Source organism: Stutzerimonas stutzeri KOS6 (assembly GCF_000307775.2).
Classification (GTDB): Bacteria; Pseudomonadota; Gammaproteobacteria; order Pseudomonadales; family Pseudomonadaceae; genus Stutzerimonas; species Stutzerimonas stutzeri_B.
Genome location: NZ_KK020677.1, coordinates 41,470 through 55,187 on the forward strand (window position 1 = coordinate 41,470; position 13,718 = coordinate 55,187).

13 protein-coding genes and 1 pseudogene are annotated in these 13,718 nt (G+C 61.1%); 13 read left to right on the forward strand and 1 reads right to left on the reverse strand.

Annotated features, from left to right (window positions below):
* The 7 genes and pseudogenes from B597_RS40650 to B597_RS40680 all read left to right on the forward strand — a co-directional run.
* Nucleotides 1–650 (forward strand): annotated as a pseudogene (locus tag B597_RS40650) (tyrosine-type recombinase/integrase); the annotation flags it as partial.
* On the forward strand, nt 643–2,652 hold the full coding sequence (locus tag B597_RS40655; protein ID WP_003293111.1) for a hypothetical protein: 2,010 nt from the start codon (nt 643–645) through the stop codon (nt 2,650–2,652). The pseudogene B597_RS40650 and the gene B597_RS40655, both read left to right, overlap by 8 nt.
* Nucleotides 2,653–2,655: 3 nt before the next feature.
* Nucleotides 2,656–3,069 carry a hypothetical protein gene (locus B597_RS40660; RefSeq protein ID WP_003293109.1) on the forward strand — a complete coding sequence of 138 codons (414 nt, stop codon included), beginning with the start codon at nt 2,656–2,658 and terminating at the stop codon, nt 3,067–3,069.
* Nucleotides 3,069–3,509, forward strand: a complete 441-nt coding sequence (locus B597_RS40665; RefSeq protein ID WP_003293107.1) for a VPA1267 family protein — start codon at nt 3,069–3,071, stop codon at nt 3,507–3,509. The genes B597_RS40660 and B597_RS40665 overlap by 1 nt, the downstream gene beginning before the upstream one ends.
* Complete coding sequence (locus B597_RS40670; protein ID WP_024162378.1) at nt 3,506–5,827, forward strand: ATP-dependent DNA helicase; 2,322 nt, start codon at nt 3,506–3,508, stop codon at nt 5,825–5,827. The genes B597_RS40665 and B597_RS40670 overlap by 4 nt, the downstream gene beginning before the upstream one ends.
* A gap of 258 nt (nt 5,828–6,085) precedes the next feature.
* Nucleotides 6,086–6,970 carry a sugar nucleotide-binding protein gene (locus tag B597_RS40675; protein ID WP_003293106.1) on the forward strand — a complete coding sequence of 295 codons (885 nt, stop codon included), beginning with the start codon at nt 6,086–6,088 and terminating at the stop codon, nt 6,968–6,970.
* The gene (locus B597_RS40680; protein ID WP_024162379.1) at nt 6,963–7,892 is read left to right on the forward strand and encodes an NAD-dependent epimerase/dehydratase family protein; all 930 of its coding nucleotides are present in this window, start codon (nt 6,963–6,965) and stop codon (nt 7,890–7,892) included. The genes B597_RS40675 and B597_RS40680 overlap by 8 nt, the downstream gene beginning before the upstream one ends.
* Nucleotides 7,893–7,965: 73 nt before the next feature.
* On the opposite strand, the gene B597_RS40685 is transcribed toward B597_RS40680, so the two are convergent.
* Nucleotides 7,966–8,634, reverse strand: a complete 669-nt coding sequence (locus B597_RS40685; RefSeq protein ID WP_003293103.1) for an OmpW/AlkL family protein — start codon at nt 8,632–8,634, stop codon at nt 7,966–7,968.
* A 184-nt stretch (nt 8,635–8,818) separates the two neighbouring features.
* On the opposite strand from B597_RS40685, the gene B597_RS40690 reads away from it, so the two are divergent.
* The 6 genes from B597_RS40690 to B597_RS40715 are packed head-to-tail and all read left to right on the forward strand — an operon-like array spanning nt 8,819 to nt 13,716.
* On the forward strand, nt 8,819–9,604 hold the full coding sequence (locus tag B597_RS40690; protein WP_003293101.1) for a DUF3450 domain-containing protein: 786 nt from the start codon (nt 8,819–8,821) through the stop codon (nt 9,602–9,604).
* On the forward strand, nt 9,601–10,947 hold the full coding sequence (locus B597_RS40695) for a MotA/TolQ/ExbB proton channel family protein (protein ID WP_003293100.1): 1,347 nt from the start codon (nt 9,601–9,603) through the stop codon (nt 10,945–10,947). Before B597_RS40690 ends, B597_RS40695 begins: the two co-directional genes overlap by 4 nt.
* Nucleotides 10,940–11,485, forward strand: a complete 546-nt coding sequence (locus B597_RS40700; protein WP_003293098.1) for a MotA/TolQ/ExbB proton channel family protein — start codon at nt 10,940–10,942, stop codon at nt 11,483–11,485. The genes B597_RS40695 and B597_RS40700 overlap by 8 nt, the downstream gene beginning before the upstream one ends.
* An 11-nt stretch (nt 11,486–11,496) precedes the next feature.
* Nucleotides 11,497–11,910 (forward strand): ExbD/TolR family protein, encoded by a 414-nt coding sequence (locus B597_RS40705; protein WP_024162380.1) that lies wholly within the window; start codon nt 11,497–11,499, stop codon nt 11,908–11,910.
* Nucleotides 11,910–12,623 (forward strand): energy transducer TonB, encoded by a 714-nt coding sequence (locus B597_RS40710; RefSeq protein ID WP_003293095.1) that lies wholly within the window; start codon nt 11,910–11,912, stop codon nt 12,621–12,623. Before B597_RS40705 ends, B597_RS40710 begins: the two co-directional genes overlap by 1 nt.
* A 1-nt stretch (nt 12,624) precedes the next feature.
* Nucleotides 12,625–13,716 carry a tetratricopeptide repeat protein gene (locus B597_RS40715; protein ID WP_003293092.1) on the forward strand — a complete coding sequence of 364 codons (1,092 nt, stop codon included), beginning with the start codon at nt 12,625–12,627 and terminating at the stop codon, nt 13,714–13,716.
* Nucleotides 13,717–13,718: the final 2 nt, after the last annotated feature.

Consider the following 13,718-nt stretch of genomic DNA (forward strand, 5'->3'; position numbering starts at 1 on the left):
CCCTAGAGGAGTTGCTCTCAGGTGATTTCTTACATGCGCCGACTTCAGCGATCACATACGCAATGAATACCGTTAAGTCTCAGGTGGCTGTAATTAGCGAGCGGACAGGCGCTATTACTCACATGAACCCTACTCGCTTCCGATACACCCTCGGAACTAACCTCGCCAGAGAGGGCAAAGGGGAATACGTCATCGCCGAGGCGCTAGATCACTCAGATACTCAAAACGCGAGCGTGTACGTTAGAAACATCCCTGAATTCGTCGAGCAAATCGACAAGGCTGTGGCCTTGCAGCTTGCACCTCTCGCCCAGGCGTTCAGAGGGGTGCTTGTGGTCAATGAGGCTGCTGCTCATAGAGGAGGGGATCCCACCAGCCGGATATACAGTTCGGGTGGCAATGTCGGCAGCTGTGGAAGCTTTGGCTTCTGTGGTGCACTGGCTCCTGTCGCCTGCTACACATGCGCCCACTTCCAGCCGTGGCTGGAAGGCCCTCATGAACTCGTGCTGGATCAGCTGATCAGCGAGCGAGACAGCGTTCTTCAGGCAACAGGTGACCCAAAGGTCGCTTCTGTGAACGATCGGCTCATTCTAGCGGTTAGTGATGTTGTCACTCGCTGTAACGCGATGAAGAGCGAGCCTGTGCATGTCTAACGTCTTCCTATTCGTCCCCAAAACCCAGCTAACCTGCCGCGAGAACCTCAACGAGTTCGTGCTCAGGTGCCGAGATCAGCTCACAGTCTTCGGTGAGGATCTCAATTGGCACAGCCACGCCTGGCCTGGTGTCGGTAACTTCACTAAGAAAGGAGCGCCTTCTCGCGGCTACACAGAAGCTCAGCTGTTGAGCGCCGACATCATGTCCTTCGCTAAGGCATATGTGCGCTATCAACAGGGGCATAACCCCAACAAGCTGAAGAACGAGTTCAAGGCTATCCGCTGTATTGAGGAGGCGCTCTTAACGGTCAAGGGATGTGCAGACATCACGCTGACAGATCTGAGTGTGCTGGATGAGGCCGGCAGGGTCGCTGCGGCGTATGGATCCTCCAGCTATCAGGCGAGCATCAATCTGGTGAAGCTGGTTGAGTTCCTTAACGAGAGCGGGATCATTGCAGCCCCGCTTGTTTGGAAGAACCCCATCAGAAAGCCGCAGGAAATTCATCGCACGGACGCGATTGCAAAGCAGAAGCGCGAAGAAAAGATGCCCCCAGAAGGCGCTCTAGAGGCCATGGCGGAGATGTTCTTTAACGACCTACAAGCGCCAAGGGATCGCTTCACAACGTCGATTTTCGCCTTGTGTGCCAGCGCGCCGTCGCGAATTACCGAGGTTCAAGAGCTACCGTTGAACTGCCTCCACCGGGAGCGTGATCCTAAGACCGGGATGGAACGAGTCGGACTCCGATTCTATGCCGGTAAAGGCTATGAGTCCGATATCAAGTGGATTCCGACCGTCATGATTGAGGTCGTCGAAGAAGCTGTTCGACGTCTCACTGAATTGTCGGCGCCAGGCCGGAAACTGGCTCAGTGGCTAGAGGCTCATCCTGATAAATTTTATCGACATGAGGACTGTCCCAATGTCGGCGAGCATCACCCATTAACGCCCGTCCAGGCATTGGCTGCTCTGGGGCTTTTGCCGGGGAATTCCCCTCAGAGTGCTTTGAAGCAAATGCTGAAGTCTTATGCGCCGTTCAAGGAGTTCTACGCCAAAAACGGCTTCGTCACTTTGGCATTTCTGAATGAGTTTGTTCACAGCAGGTTACCGAAAGGCTGGCCATGGCTGAATAAAGAGCGCCACATCAAGTATAGCGAAGCGCTTTGCTGCTATAGGCGGAACGAGTTACGAGACGATCTATCCACGAGCCGCGTTATTGTTTGGGCCCCTGGGAAAAGTACGTTCACCACGGACATCAACTACATCGACGGCCAAGAGCGCAGCATCTGGGAGCGCTACGGCTACAAGAACGTCGACGGAACCCCCATCTCGATGGCTTCGCACCAGATCAGGCACTTCCTGAACACCATCGCTAATCGAGGCGACATGGGGCAGTTGGCCATTGCCAAGTGGTCGGGCCGCAAAAACATTCACCAGAACGCTACCTACAACCACATGAGCGACGAAGAGCACGTCGAGATGGCTAGGGACGCTGGGATCGGCACTGCTCTGGGAAAGGTTAGGCAGAACTTACCAGTAACACTGGCTGATCTCGAAGCGGTTGGCGATGGCGTAGCCCACGTCACCATCTTCGGTTTCTGTGTGCATGACTACTCAATGCTTCCCTGCCAGAAGCACCGGGACTGCTTGAACTGCACCGAGCATGCTTGTGTGAAGGGCGAGGCCGTTAAGCTGGAGCGTTTGAAGGCGCATCGTGATGCAATTTGGGATCAGCTTGTTAAGGCCCAGAGTGCAAATGAGGACGGAATCTACGGGGCTGATCGGTGGAGCGCACACCAGATCAAAACACTTGAAAGGGTTGATCAGCTCATCGCAATCCTGGAATCGAAAGAGACCCTTGATGGGACGATCATCCGCCTGAACAGTGATCAAGAGTTCAGTCCGCTTAAGCGCGCTATTGCTGCTCGCTCAGCCGCCCCAAGCCTGCCAGCACCTAAGGAGGCCGAGCCAGGCATGGACGAGCTTCGTGCTCTGCTGGGGGTTTAATCAATGGCCAAACATCTGAGCGCGAAAGATCTTGATCTGATTGTGAAGCTGATCGATGGCTGGGAAGGGAAGCTGGGGTGGGAGGCTCTTTGCGATGCTGTTGAGCCGCTGATTGGGTCTCGGCCCACCCGTCAGACACTGAACTCACACGAGCGAATCAAGAGCGCTTTCACCCACCAGAAGGCCCGCTTGAAATCAGGGTTCGTTTCAACGAAGCGTCCACCAAGCCTCAGTATTGCCGAACAAAGGATTCGCCGGCTGGAGGCTGAGAACTACAGGCTGGAGCGTGAGAACGCCCGGCTGTTGGAGCAATTCATGCGTTGGCAGTACAACGCCCACAAGCACAACGTCTCGCAAGAGAAGCTGGACGCTCCGCTGCCGTTTGTTGACCGTAACTCATCGGAGAAGAAGTCCTAATGGCCAACGGACAGCAGATCGCCGAAGAAAACCTGGCCGCGTTCCTCGCCTGGTCGACCTCCAAGTCTGATGGCGACTTCCTTGAGTACGTGCATCGCGGCAAGCTGAAGCGTTCTGAGATCGCTGCTGAGTGCGGGTTCGGCAAGAGCGCGCTGACGCAGAACCCCGCAATTCGCCAGGCGCTAGAGGCGCTGGAGAACGAGCTGCGAGCTGCCGGGGTTCTAGCCCCTCTCGTGGCCTCTCTGCCTGCTGGACAGAAGGTCGAGCCTCCACTGCGTGACGGCGATGCCAAGCAGCGGCGGCAAGACGGCCAGCGCCTGAACTCATTGGAGCAAGAAAATGCAGCCCTGCGTGCCGAGCTCCAGGCTGCAAAGCAGATGCTCACTCGCTACACGCTTATGACCGAGTTCTTAGAAGAAACCGGCAGGATGCCCCGGTGAACGCCGTTGTCCCCAACTTGATCAATATCAGCGTGCGAGTCACCAGCATTCGCTCTGTTAATCGCAAGGGGTGCATTGCATACGGTCACCGTATGGACATCCAGAAGGGCATTAATGACCGCTCCAGCCCTGTGGTCATCAAGGTTGCGGATGCCATCGCCAGGCGTTCTGATATCTCTGTAGGTGGAATATTCGATGTATACGGCGAGGCCAGTACTGTCCTGAGGAAGCATGGCGCCTTCGCGATCAACGAGATGACGGTTGATGCTCAAGATATCCGGCTTGTCCGCCCTAGTGGATCCCAGCTCATCCAGTGGATAGGCGATAACGTCAAGGGCGTGGGGGAGGTTAAGGCCACGCGGCTTTGGGATGCCCTCGGAGAGCGGCTGTACAACGCACTGGATGAGGCCGATCACTGCGCTATCTCGATGATCATCCCCACCGAGGAAGTGCGGGAAGGGATGTTCTCGCGCTGGAGTGAGGACGGTGACGCCAAGACACTCCGCTTCGTTCAGGACAAGAAAATCCCCCTGGTGCTCGCCAGGAAGGCTATTCGCTTCCACAAAAAGAACACCATCGCTGCCTTGCTCGCAGACCCGTATCGCCTTCTCAGCTTTGCAGGCGATTGGGCTGTGGTGGATAGCGTCGCCAGGGATAGCTTTGGCCTGACCCTGGATGATCCTCGCAGGATCACTGCGGCGCTGGAAGAAGCCCTGTACCGGGCTTCTGAGAAGGGACACACCTGTAGCTCATTGGCAGACCTCCATTCCACTGTCCGCCAGTTGATCAAGCCTCATGCTGCGCCTAGTGAAGCGCTAGCCAAAGCCCTAATGGATGGGGGCGCAGCTGGGCAGTTTGTGTTTCAGGATCTGGCGCTGTTGGGCCCAATGCTCTTCGCTCCGGGATCCTGGCTCATGGAGCGTCGTTGCGCCGAGTTCATCCGGGATTTGATAGTCACCCCATCACTTCAACCCCAGCTGTTCCCTGTGGATGTCAGTGAAGTCATCGCGCAGTTTGAGGAAGGGGAGAGGGCGTTCCTGGGGCTACCGTCGTTCGGTCTGAACCAAGCTCAGCGCGACGCCGTGAATACGTCGTTTTCGACGCGCTTCAGCGTGATCACCGGTGGTGCTGGCGTCGGCAAGACAACCGTGCTTAAGGCCCTGTATAGGGCCTTGGATACGACTGGCCTCCCACGCTTCCAGATGGCGCTTTCTGGCCGGGCTACTGCACGGATGATCGAGGCTACTGGCGAGGAAGCGACGACCATTGCCGGGTTCTTGAAGAGGGTGACCGAGAAGGACATGGGGCCAGCGCCAATCATTGTCATCGACGAGGCATCAATGCTTGATCTGGTCACCTTCTTCCGGTTGGTTCAGAAGCTGCCGCCCGATTGCCAGGTGATTCTCGTGGGTGATCCATACCAATTGCCCCCAATCGGAGCCGGGCTGATCCTACACGTGCTGTGCAGGCTTGCTGGAGTGCCGACGACTGAGTTGGTTGAGGTAAAGCGCCAAGCTAAGGAATCCTCAATTCCTGTTGCGGCGCGACGCATCCGGGAAGGGTTGCGTCCTTCGTTCAGTGCCGACGAGCACGATGATGTGGTGTTCCTGCCATGCCCTGACGCAGAGATACTTTCGACAGTAATCAGGCTGTACGAGCAAGACGCGGGGAACACCCAGATTCTCTCGGCTACCAAGTCTTGCGGCTTTGCTGGCGTGGATGCGATCAATCGGGTCTGCCACGGCAAATACGCGGATCACAGCCAGCCACTGCTCGCTGAGAATCCAGAAACAGGTGAGATCGAGGCGACAGGCCTATGTGCTGGCGATCTGGTGATGTTCACGGCCAACGATTGGGCGCGGAACCTCCAGAACGGCTCGCTTGGGCAGCTCAACGTGGTCTTTGATAGCCCACGAGAAGTGAACATCGGGAGTGATGAGAACCCTCGCATCGTCTCTGCGCTGGGCAGAGCCACCTTTGAGGGCGTGCAACACTACATCTTAGATACCGATGTCGACTCGCTGGAACTCGCCTATTCCATCACCGTCCACAAAGCTCAGGGCTCTCAGTTTAGGCGCGTGATCATTCCCGTCCGGAAGTCGCGTATTCTGGACAGAACCTTTGTTTACACAGCAGCTACTCGCGCCCAAGTGCAGGTCATCTTCGTGGGGGATTTCGAAGCGGTAGAAGAGGCTATTGAGCTACCTCCCAAGGCCTTCTTACGGCAGGTTGGTTTGCAAGCCCTGCTAGAAGCTGAGCTCTCCAGGCCTGCTGCGCAGTCAAAGACGGAGATCGAAAGTCGCAGCAAGCCAGGGTAGTGGCTCGCGTCCTTACCGCTCGTCGGAATTAATCATCTCTCTGTGTGGTGCTCGAACGCAAAGTCACCCAGGGTATTTTGTAAAGTTTATGGGTGCTAAACTGTAACTATATGGCAAAAATTTACAGAAATTTTTACGAAAGTGTCCATAGTTCAATGGGGCGCAGCATGCTAGGTGCCAAAGAATACGCCCTCCCACTCACTCACTCGGTCACCCATTTGGGTTTCCGGTGTTTATAACCGTTCTAGGTTTTTGCGAATGCGAATGCGCCTGATGCTGTTGGGCGGCGGCAATGCCCTGGGCCAGGCGCTCATCCGCCTCGGTGCCGAGGAAGACATCGGCTTCCTCGCGCCGCGTCCGCCGGCCCAGGGCTGGGATGCCGCCAGCCTGACTCAACTTCTCGACGACAGCCGCCCGGATGTCGTGATCAACCTTGCCTACTACTACGACTGGTTCCAGAGTGGGCAGGCCAACGAGTCCGTGCTCACGGCCCAGGAGCGCGCCGTCGAGCGGCTTGCCGAGCTTTGTCAGCATCATGATTTCGTCCTGTTGCAGCCGTCGAGCTACCGGGTATTCGACGGTGCGCGTACTACCGCCTACAGCGAAAAGGACGAAGTGGCACCATTGGATGCGCGGGGCAGGGCGCTTTGGCGTCTTGAGCAAAGCGTGCGCGCGCTATGCCCGCGGCATGTGCTGCTGCGTTTCGGCTGGCTGCTTGATGACAGCCGCGACGGTGTTCTGGGGCGTGTGCTGCAACGGCTCGAGCAGAGCGAGCCAATCCTTCTGGCGGACGATCGACGCGGCAACCCGACGCCCGTGGACGATGCCGCCCGGGTGATTCTCGCGGTGCTCAAGCAGCTCGATTGCCAGGCGCCCCTGTGGGGTACCTATCATTATGGCGGGCACGAAGCCTCCACGCCTTTGCTGGTCGCCCAGGCATTGCTTGGCGAGGCCGGCAAGTATCGCGATGTGGCGACAGCCAAGCTGACGGCGGTAGCCCATGCCGACTGCTCGGATGCTGCGGCCGAACCGCAGCATGGGGTGCTCGCCTGTAAGAAGATTTTCACCACTTTCGGTATCAAGCCGCGTGCTTGGCGCACTGGCCTGCCGAGCCTGCTGGAGCGCTACTACCGTCATGGCTGATGCCCCGATCCTGGTGACCGGCGGAGCCGGCTTCATTGGCTCCAACCTGGTCGATGCTCTACTGGCGCGTGGCGATGCCGTGCGTGTGCTGGACAACCTTTCGACCGGCAAACGCGAGAATCTGCCGCGGGACGCTCGCGTCGAGCTGATCATCGGTGATGTGGCCGATGCCGACTGCGTGCGTCGTGCCGTGCAGGGGTGTCGTGCAGTGGTGCATCTGGCTGCGGTGGCATCGGTGCAGGCGTCGGTGGACGATCCCTTCGCGACTCATCAGAGCAATCTGATCGGCACGCTGAATCTGTGCGAGGCGATGCGCGAGGCTGGCGTGCGTCGGGTACTGTTCGCCTCGAGCGCGGCTGTCTATGGCAATAACGGCGAAGGCCTGGCCATTGACGAGGACACGCCGAAGGCGCCGTTGACGCCTTACGCCGCGGATAAGCTGGCCAGCGAGCATTACCTGGATTTCTACCGCCGCCAGCATGGGCTCGAGCCGGTGGTCTTCCGCTTCTTCAATATCTTCGGGCCGCGACAGGATCCGTCTTCGCCATATTCCGGGGTGATCAGCATCTTCACCGAGCGGGCGCAGAAGCGTTTGCCGATAGCGGTGTTCGGTGATGGCGAGCAGACCCGGGATTTCGTCTACGTCGGCGACTTGGTCGAGGTGCTGGTGCAGGCGCTCGAGTCGCCCGAAGTAGCAGAAGGGGCGGTCAATGTCGGGCTGAATCAGGCTACTTCGCTGAATCAGCTGCTCGAAGCCATCAGCGATGTGCTGGGGGGGCTGCCCGAGGTGAGTTACCAGGCGGCGCGCTCGGGGGACATCCGCCATTCGCGGGCGAACAATGCGCGGCTGTTGCAGCGCTATGGTCTGCCGCAGCCGCCGACCGGCATGCGTGAAGGGTTGGCGAAGCTGCTGGGTTTGTAGGTTACGAACTCTGAAAACACAAAAGGCGCCCTGGGCGCCTTTTGTTTGTCTGCGATCCGGCTGGGCTGGTTCGTCAGAACTTGTAGCCGAGACCGACCATGTAGACGAAGGGGTCTACGTCCACGTCGACTTTGATTTTGGTATTGCCGGAGTAAGTCGTACCAGTGGTGTCGATATCGATATAACGAACCTGGGCGTTCAGCATGACGTTATCGGTCAGCATGTAGTCCATACCGACTTGGGCAGCCAGGCCCCAGGAGTCTTTCATATCGAGACCGCGGAGTTGCAAGGCAGAATTTTCAGCCTCGCTGGTCAGTTTGTCATCGAAGAACCAAGTGTAGTTGATACCGGCGCCAACATAGGGCTGGAACGCGGAGTTCTTCTCGAGCGGGTAGTAAACGACGCTCAGGGTCGGCGGCAAGTGTTTGACCTCGCCGAGCTTGAGGCCGCCCAGGCCTTTAGTGCCTACGTCGTGGCTGAACGGAGTGGCGGCCAGCAGTTCAATACCGATCTTGTCCGTCAGCATGTAAGCAAAGTTCAGCCCCAGCTGAGTATCGCTATCCAAGGTCGCGCCCGTGCCAGCCAATGCTGTGCCGCCAGCTTTTATGTTGCCGCTATCCTCGTGCGGATCAACGGTAACCGCACCCGCGCGGACAATGATGTCCCCTGCCTCGAAAGCCTGGGCGAAGGGTGCGGCCAGCGCCAGGGCCAGCGCGGAAGCGGTGAACAGGGTCTTGCGCATGATGATGCTCCGTTTGTTGGAATGCGATTGGGCGCCATGGTAGGGAGTGAGCGCCGGGGCTTTTTGATCCAGCTCAATGAAAGCCGTCTCGCCAGCTGCGACGTAATGCCCGGGTTGCTTTGCGTCAATTCACAGATGATAATGTTTCTCTTTTGAGTTAACGACCGTCTGCAAGGACCCTTCCATGCCTTCCTTCATTTCCCGCCTGTTGGCGGTTGCGGTGCTGCCATGCTGGTTGCAGCTGTATGCCGGGGTGCTGTCTGCGGCCCCGCTGGATGCTGCACTCGATGAGAGCGAGCGCCTGTCTGCCGAGGCCAAAGCTTCGCAAGCACGGATCGAGCAGCTCGACGACGCCACGCGCGAGATGCTCAACGAGTACCGCAGCGCGCTGCAGCAGGCCGAAGCGCTGAAGGCCTACAACAAGCAGCTGGAAGAGCTGACCGCGGCGCAACGCAAGGAGCTGGTCGGGTTCCAGCGTCAACTGGACAGCATCGAGCGCACCCAGGAGGCGGTGACACCACAGATGAGTCGTATGGTCGAGGTGCTCGGCGAGTTCATCGCGGCCGACCTGCCGTTCCTGCCTGACGAGCGCGCCGACCGCCTGGCGGGTCTGCAGGATCTGCTCCCGCGTGCCGACGTCAGCCTGGCGGAAAAGTACCGGCGCATCCTCGAGGCCTACCAGATCGAAAGCGACTACGGCCGCACGCTGGAAGCCTGGCGCGGCGAGCTGGCCGGCGATGCTGGCTCGCGCAGCGTCGAATTTTTCCGGCTGGGTCGGGTGATGCTCTATTACCAGACTCTCGATGCCCACGAGAGCGGTTGGTGGAATCCGCAGACGCGCAGTTGGGAGGTGCTCGACGGCAGCGCCCGGCGGCCGCTGACGCAGGCCATAGCCATTGCCCGCCAGCAACAGGCGCCGGCCTATCTGCAACTGCCCGTGAAGACCCAGGCCGAGGAGGCCGTGCAATGAGCCGTATGTTTCCCCTCTTCCTAGTCGCGCTATTGCCGTTCACGGTGCATGCGGCAGAGCCGCTCAGTCCCGACCAGTTGCTCGAGCGTATTCGCAGCGACCGCGCGGCGGAAGTCAGCGCCATGCAGGCCCGCGAACAGGCTTTTCTCGCGGACCGCAGCGAGCAGCAGCAACTCCTGTCCCGCGCACGTGCCGCGCTGGCCGAGCAGAAGGCCGAGGCCGAACGGTTGAAAGCCGATTTCGACCGCCAGGAAGCCGAACTGCTTGAGCAGGAAAAGCTGTTGACGCAGCGTGTCGGCCATCTGGGTGAGCTGTTCGGTGTGGTGCGCCAGAGCGCGGGCGACATCGCCGGCCAGTGGCAGGACAGCCTACTCAATGCCCAGTATCCCGCGCGCTTGGGGCAGCTGCGCAGCCTGGCGGAAAGCCGCACGCTGCCGTCGGCCGAGGACCTGGACGCGTTCTGGATGACGCTGCTGGAAGACCTGGCCGCCAGCGGGCGTGTGGAGCGCGTCCAGCTGCCGATAGTGGCCGCCGACGGAACGCGCAGCGAGCAGCCGGTATTGCGTGTAGGCAGTTTCTCCGCTTTCACGGGCGATGCTTTCCTGCGCTACGACGCCGATGCCGGCGAGTTGCTGGTGCCGGCACGTCAGCCGTCCGGCCAGGGACTGGTCGAGGACTACCTGCAAAGCTCCGATGCCCTGGCCACGCTACCCGTGGACCCGAGCCGCGGCACCTTGCTCGCCCAACTGCAGCGCCAGCCGGAACTGTGGGACCGGATCAAGCAGGGTGGTCTGGTGGGCGGCGTGATCCTGGTGCTCGGCGCGCTCGGCCTGCTGCTGGCGATCTGGCGAATGGTCTACCTCGGCGGCATCGGTCGCAAGGTCGGCAGCCAGATGCGCGAACTGAACCATCCGCGCGACGACAACCCGCTCGGCCGCATCATTGGCGTGCTCGGACCGAAGCCTCAGCTGTCGGACCTGGAGACGCTGGAACTCAAGCTGGACGAAGCCATCCTTCAGGAAACGCCACCACTGGAGCGTGGCCAGCCGTTGCTCAAGCTGCTCGCCGCAGTGGCCCCGCTGCTCGGTCTGCTGGGTACGGTCACCGGCATGATCATCACTTTCCAGGCGATCACCCAGAGTGGTGGTGGCGACTCGCGACTGATGGCCGACGGCATTTCGCAAGCGCTGGTGACCACGGTGCTGGGCCTGGTTGTGGCGATTCCGCTGCTGTTCCTGCACAGCCTGCTGGCCAGTCGCAGCAAGGCGTTGATCCAGTTGCTGGAGCAGCAGAGCGCAGGACTGATCGCGCTGCATCTGTCTGGAGCGCCTCGCCGTGACTGATCTGCGCGCCCACTGGCTGGGACTGGTCGACAGCGGATATGCGCTGCTCGACTTCATGGCCGCGGGCGGTGTGGTGATGTGGGCGCTGGCCGGCCTGTGCGTGCTGTATTGGACACTTGTCTTCGAGCGCCTGTGGTTCATGCGGCGGGTCTTCCCGCACTGGGTCGAGTCACGCCGCCAGGCCTGGGCACAGATGGCCGATGAGCCTGGCAGCTGGCAGCGGGCGGTGCGCGCGGCCTGGCTGGCGCAGGCGCAGCAGCAGCTGTCCGGGCCACTACGGCTGAGCAAGACCCTGGTAGCGATGTATCCGCTGCTCGGCTTGCTCGGTACGGTCAGCGGCATGATCGCCGTCTTCGATGTGCTGGCGCTCAGTGGCACCGGCAACCCCCGCGGCATGGCCGCCGGGGTCTGGCAGGCCACCCTGCCGACCATGGCCGGCATGGTGCTGGCCATCACAGGATTGTTCAGTCTGGCGCGCCTCGAGCGGATTGCGCGCCAGTCTCTCGACCGGCTGGCCGACCAGCTGCGTCACGACTGAGGATTAGCGGGATGCGTATGCGCCGTCACCATTACCAGCAGGAAGAGGACACCGGCATCGACCTTACGCCGATGCTCGATGTGGTCTTCATCATGCTGATCTTCTTCATCGTCACCAGCTCCTTCATCAAGGAGTCCGGGGTCGAGGTCCAGCGTCCGCAGGCGGACACAGCCAGCGCCCAGGACAAGGGCAATATTCTCATCGCCGTCACCGCCGACGGCCAGGTCTGGATCGACAAGCAGGCGGTGGACGTGCGCAGCGTGCGAGCGCATGTGGAGCGCCTGCGGGTGGACCAGCCGGAGGGCGCAGTGGTCGTGCAGGCTGACCAGGATGCCCGCACCGGTCTGGTCGTCCAGGTCATGGACCAGGCCCGGCAGGCCGGCGTGCAGGACGTCGCGCTGGCCGCCAGCACGGGGTCGCGCTGATGCAACCGCGGCTGGTCCGTTTCAGTCTGGCCTTCATCGCTGCCTGTCTGGTGGCATTGCTGCTGTTCGCCCTGATGCTGAGCATGGTCAATTCACCGCGCAGCAAGATTCAGGAGGACCCCTTGGCGATTGCCAACTTCGTGCGCATGGACGGGCGCAACGAGGACACCGCCACGCGTTCCCGCCAGCAGGTGCCGCAACCGCCGCAGCCGAAGACGCCGCAACCGCCTACGCCGCCGACGCCGAACATGGCGTCCCCCGATGCCAACCTGCCGAAGCTCGATCTCGACCTGCCGCGCATCGATGCCGGCATATCGGTGGCGACCGCGCCGGCGCCGAGCCTGTCCGGCCTGACGGCGGCGCAAAGTGCCCCGGCCGCTGCGCCGGCACCGGCCAGCGCTGCAGTCGAAGCGGCGGGCAAGCCTGGCGGCCCCGAGCAGGAGGTCATGCCGCTCAATGACGTGCGCCCGGAATACCCCTACCGCGCGCGGCAGCAGGGCATCGAAGGGCATATCAAGCTGGCCTTCACCATCAACCCGCAGGGGCGGGTGGAGAACATCCGCGTGCTGGAAGCCTCACCCCGTAACGTGTTCGACCGCGAGGCGCGGCGCGCCGCATCCCGCTGGCGTTTCGCGCCACGTACCGAAAACGGCGCGCCGGTATCCCGCGAGGCCGTGAAAACCCTGCACTTCCGCCTGCAAGGAGAACGCTGAGATGCTTCGTCTGCTGCTTGTGCTGTCCCTGTTTCTCGGTGCTTCGGCACAGGCTGCCCAGACCATCGCTCCGGCGGTGTTCGTCGCGCTCGAACGCGCGCAGAGCGCGCAGAGCAAGGGTGACTACAGTGCAGCGCGCAAGGCACTGGACAGTGTCAGCGCCAAGGCCGGCAGCAGTGAAGAGGCCTTGCTCTGGCGTAGCCGCGGCTACCTGGCCTGGGCCGAAGGCAATAATCGCCAGGCGCTGGAGTGGCTGGACAAGGCCGTGGCCAGCGGCAAGCTGGATGAAGAATTGCTGGCGGGCGAGCGGATGAACCTGGCGCGGCTGAACCTGGCCGAGGGGCGCTACGCCAAAGTGGTCAGTCTGCTCGGCTCGGCCAATCAGGCCGACGAGCAGGTGCTGCAAATGCTGGTGCAGGCTTACCAGGGCCTTGGCCAGCACGCCAAGGCGCTGCCGCTGGCCGAGCGTTATGTGCAGGCCAATCCGCAGGCGGGCGATACCTGGCTGCAGTTTCTGGTTGCCGGCAACGCCGAGCTCAAGCGTTATCAGGCTGCCGAACGCTGGCAGCAGCGACTGCTGTTGCGCGATCCCGATCAGGTCAAGGCCTGGCGTCAGCTGGCCGGCCTGCAGCAACTGGCCGGCGCGGAAGATCGCGCGCTGGCGACGCTACGCACAGCGCACGCGAAGGGCTTGCGCTTCAGTGAAGCGGAACTGGACAACCTGGTCGCCCTGGCCAGTGCTGCCGGCCAGCCCTGGCAGGGGGCCAAATTGCTCGAAGGCATGCTGGCGTCACGCTTGCTGCCGGATAGTGCCAGCCGCCAGGAGCGCATGGGCATGCTTTGGTGGCAGGCGCGCGAGCGCACCGAGGCCGCGAAGATCTATCGCCAGCTGGCGACTCAGACCGGCAGCGCGAAGTTCTGGATGAATGTGGCGCAGCTCGAGCTGGAACAGGCTCGCTGGCAGGCCGGGCTTGATGCGCTGAAGCGGGCCGAGCGGGCCGGCGCCGAACGCCGTCGCGTGCGCGAATGGCGCGAGTGGGCCGAAGGCGAGCTCAGTTTCGAGCGTGAGAAGCAGATCGCCAGCGCGCATTGATC

Excerpts from the sequence above, each read along its gene's own strand:
- B597_RS40655 (WP_003293111.1), top strand. The coding sequence starts at position 643 with ATGTCTAACGTCTTCCTATTCGTCCCCAAAACCCAGCTAACCTGCCGC.
- B597_RS40660 (WP_003293109.1), top strand. The coding sequence starts at position 2,656 with ATGGCCAAACATCTGAGCGCGAAAGATCTTGATCTGATTGTGAAGCTG.
- B597_RS40665 (WP_003293107.1), top strand. The coding sequence starts at position 3,069 with ATGGCCAACGGACAGCAGATCGCCGAAGAAAACCTGGCCGCGTTCCTC.
- B597_RS40675 (WP_003293106.1), top strand. The coding sequence starts at position 6,086 with ATGCGAATGCGCCTGATGCTGTTGGGCGGCGGCAATGCCCTGGGCCAG.
- B597_RS40680 (WP_024162379.1), top strand. The coding sequence starts at position 6,963 with ATGGCTGATGCCCCGATCCTGGTGACCGGCGGAGCCGGCTTCATTGGC.
- B597_RS40685 (WP_003293103.1), bottom strand. The coding sequence starts at position 8,634 with ATGCGCAAGACCCTGTTCACCGCTTCCGCGCTGGCCCTGGCGCTGGCC.
- B597_RS40690 (WP_003293101.1), top strand. The coding sequence starts at position 8,819 with ATGCCTTCCTTCATTTCCCGCCTGTTGGCGGTTGCGGTGCTGCCATGC.
- B597_RS40695 (WP_003293100.1), top strand. The coding sequence starts at position 9,601 with ATGAGCCGTATGTTTCCCCTCTTCCTAGTCGCGCTATTGCCGTTCACG.
- B597_RS40705 (WP_024162380.1), top strand. The coding sequence starts at position 11,497 with ATGCGTATGCGCCGTCACCATTACCAGCAGGAAGAGGACACCGGCATC.
- B597_RS40710 (WP_003293095.1), top strand. The coding sequence starts at position 11,910 with ATGCAACCGCGGCTGGTCCGTTTCAGTCTGGCCTTCATCGCTGCCTGT.
- B597_RS40715 (WP_003293092.1), top strand. The coding sequence starts at position 12,625 with ATGCTTCGTCTGCTGCTTGTGCTGTCCCTGTTTCTCGGTGCTTCGGCA.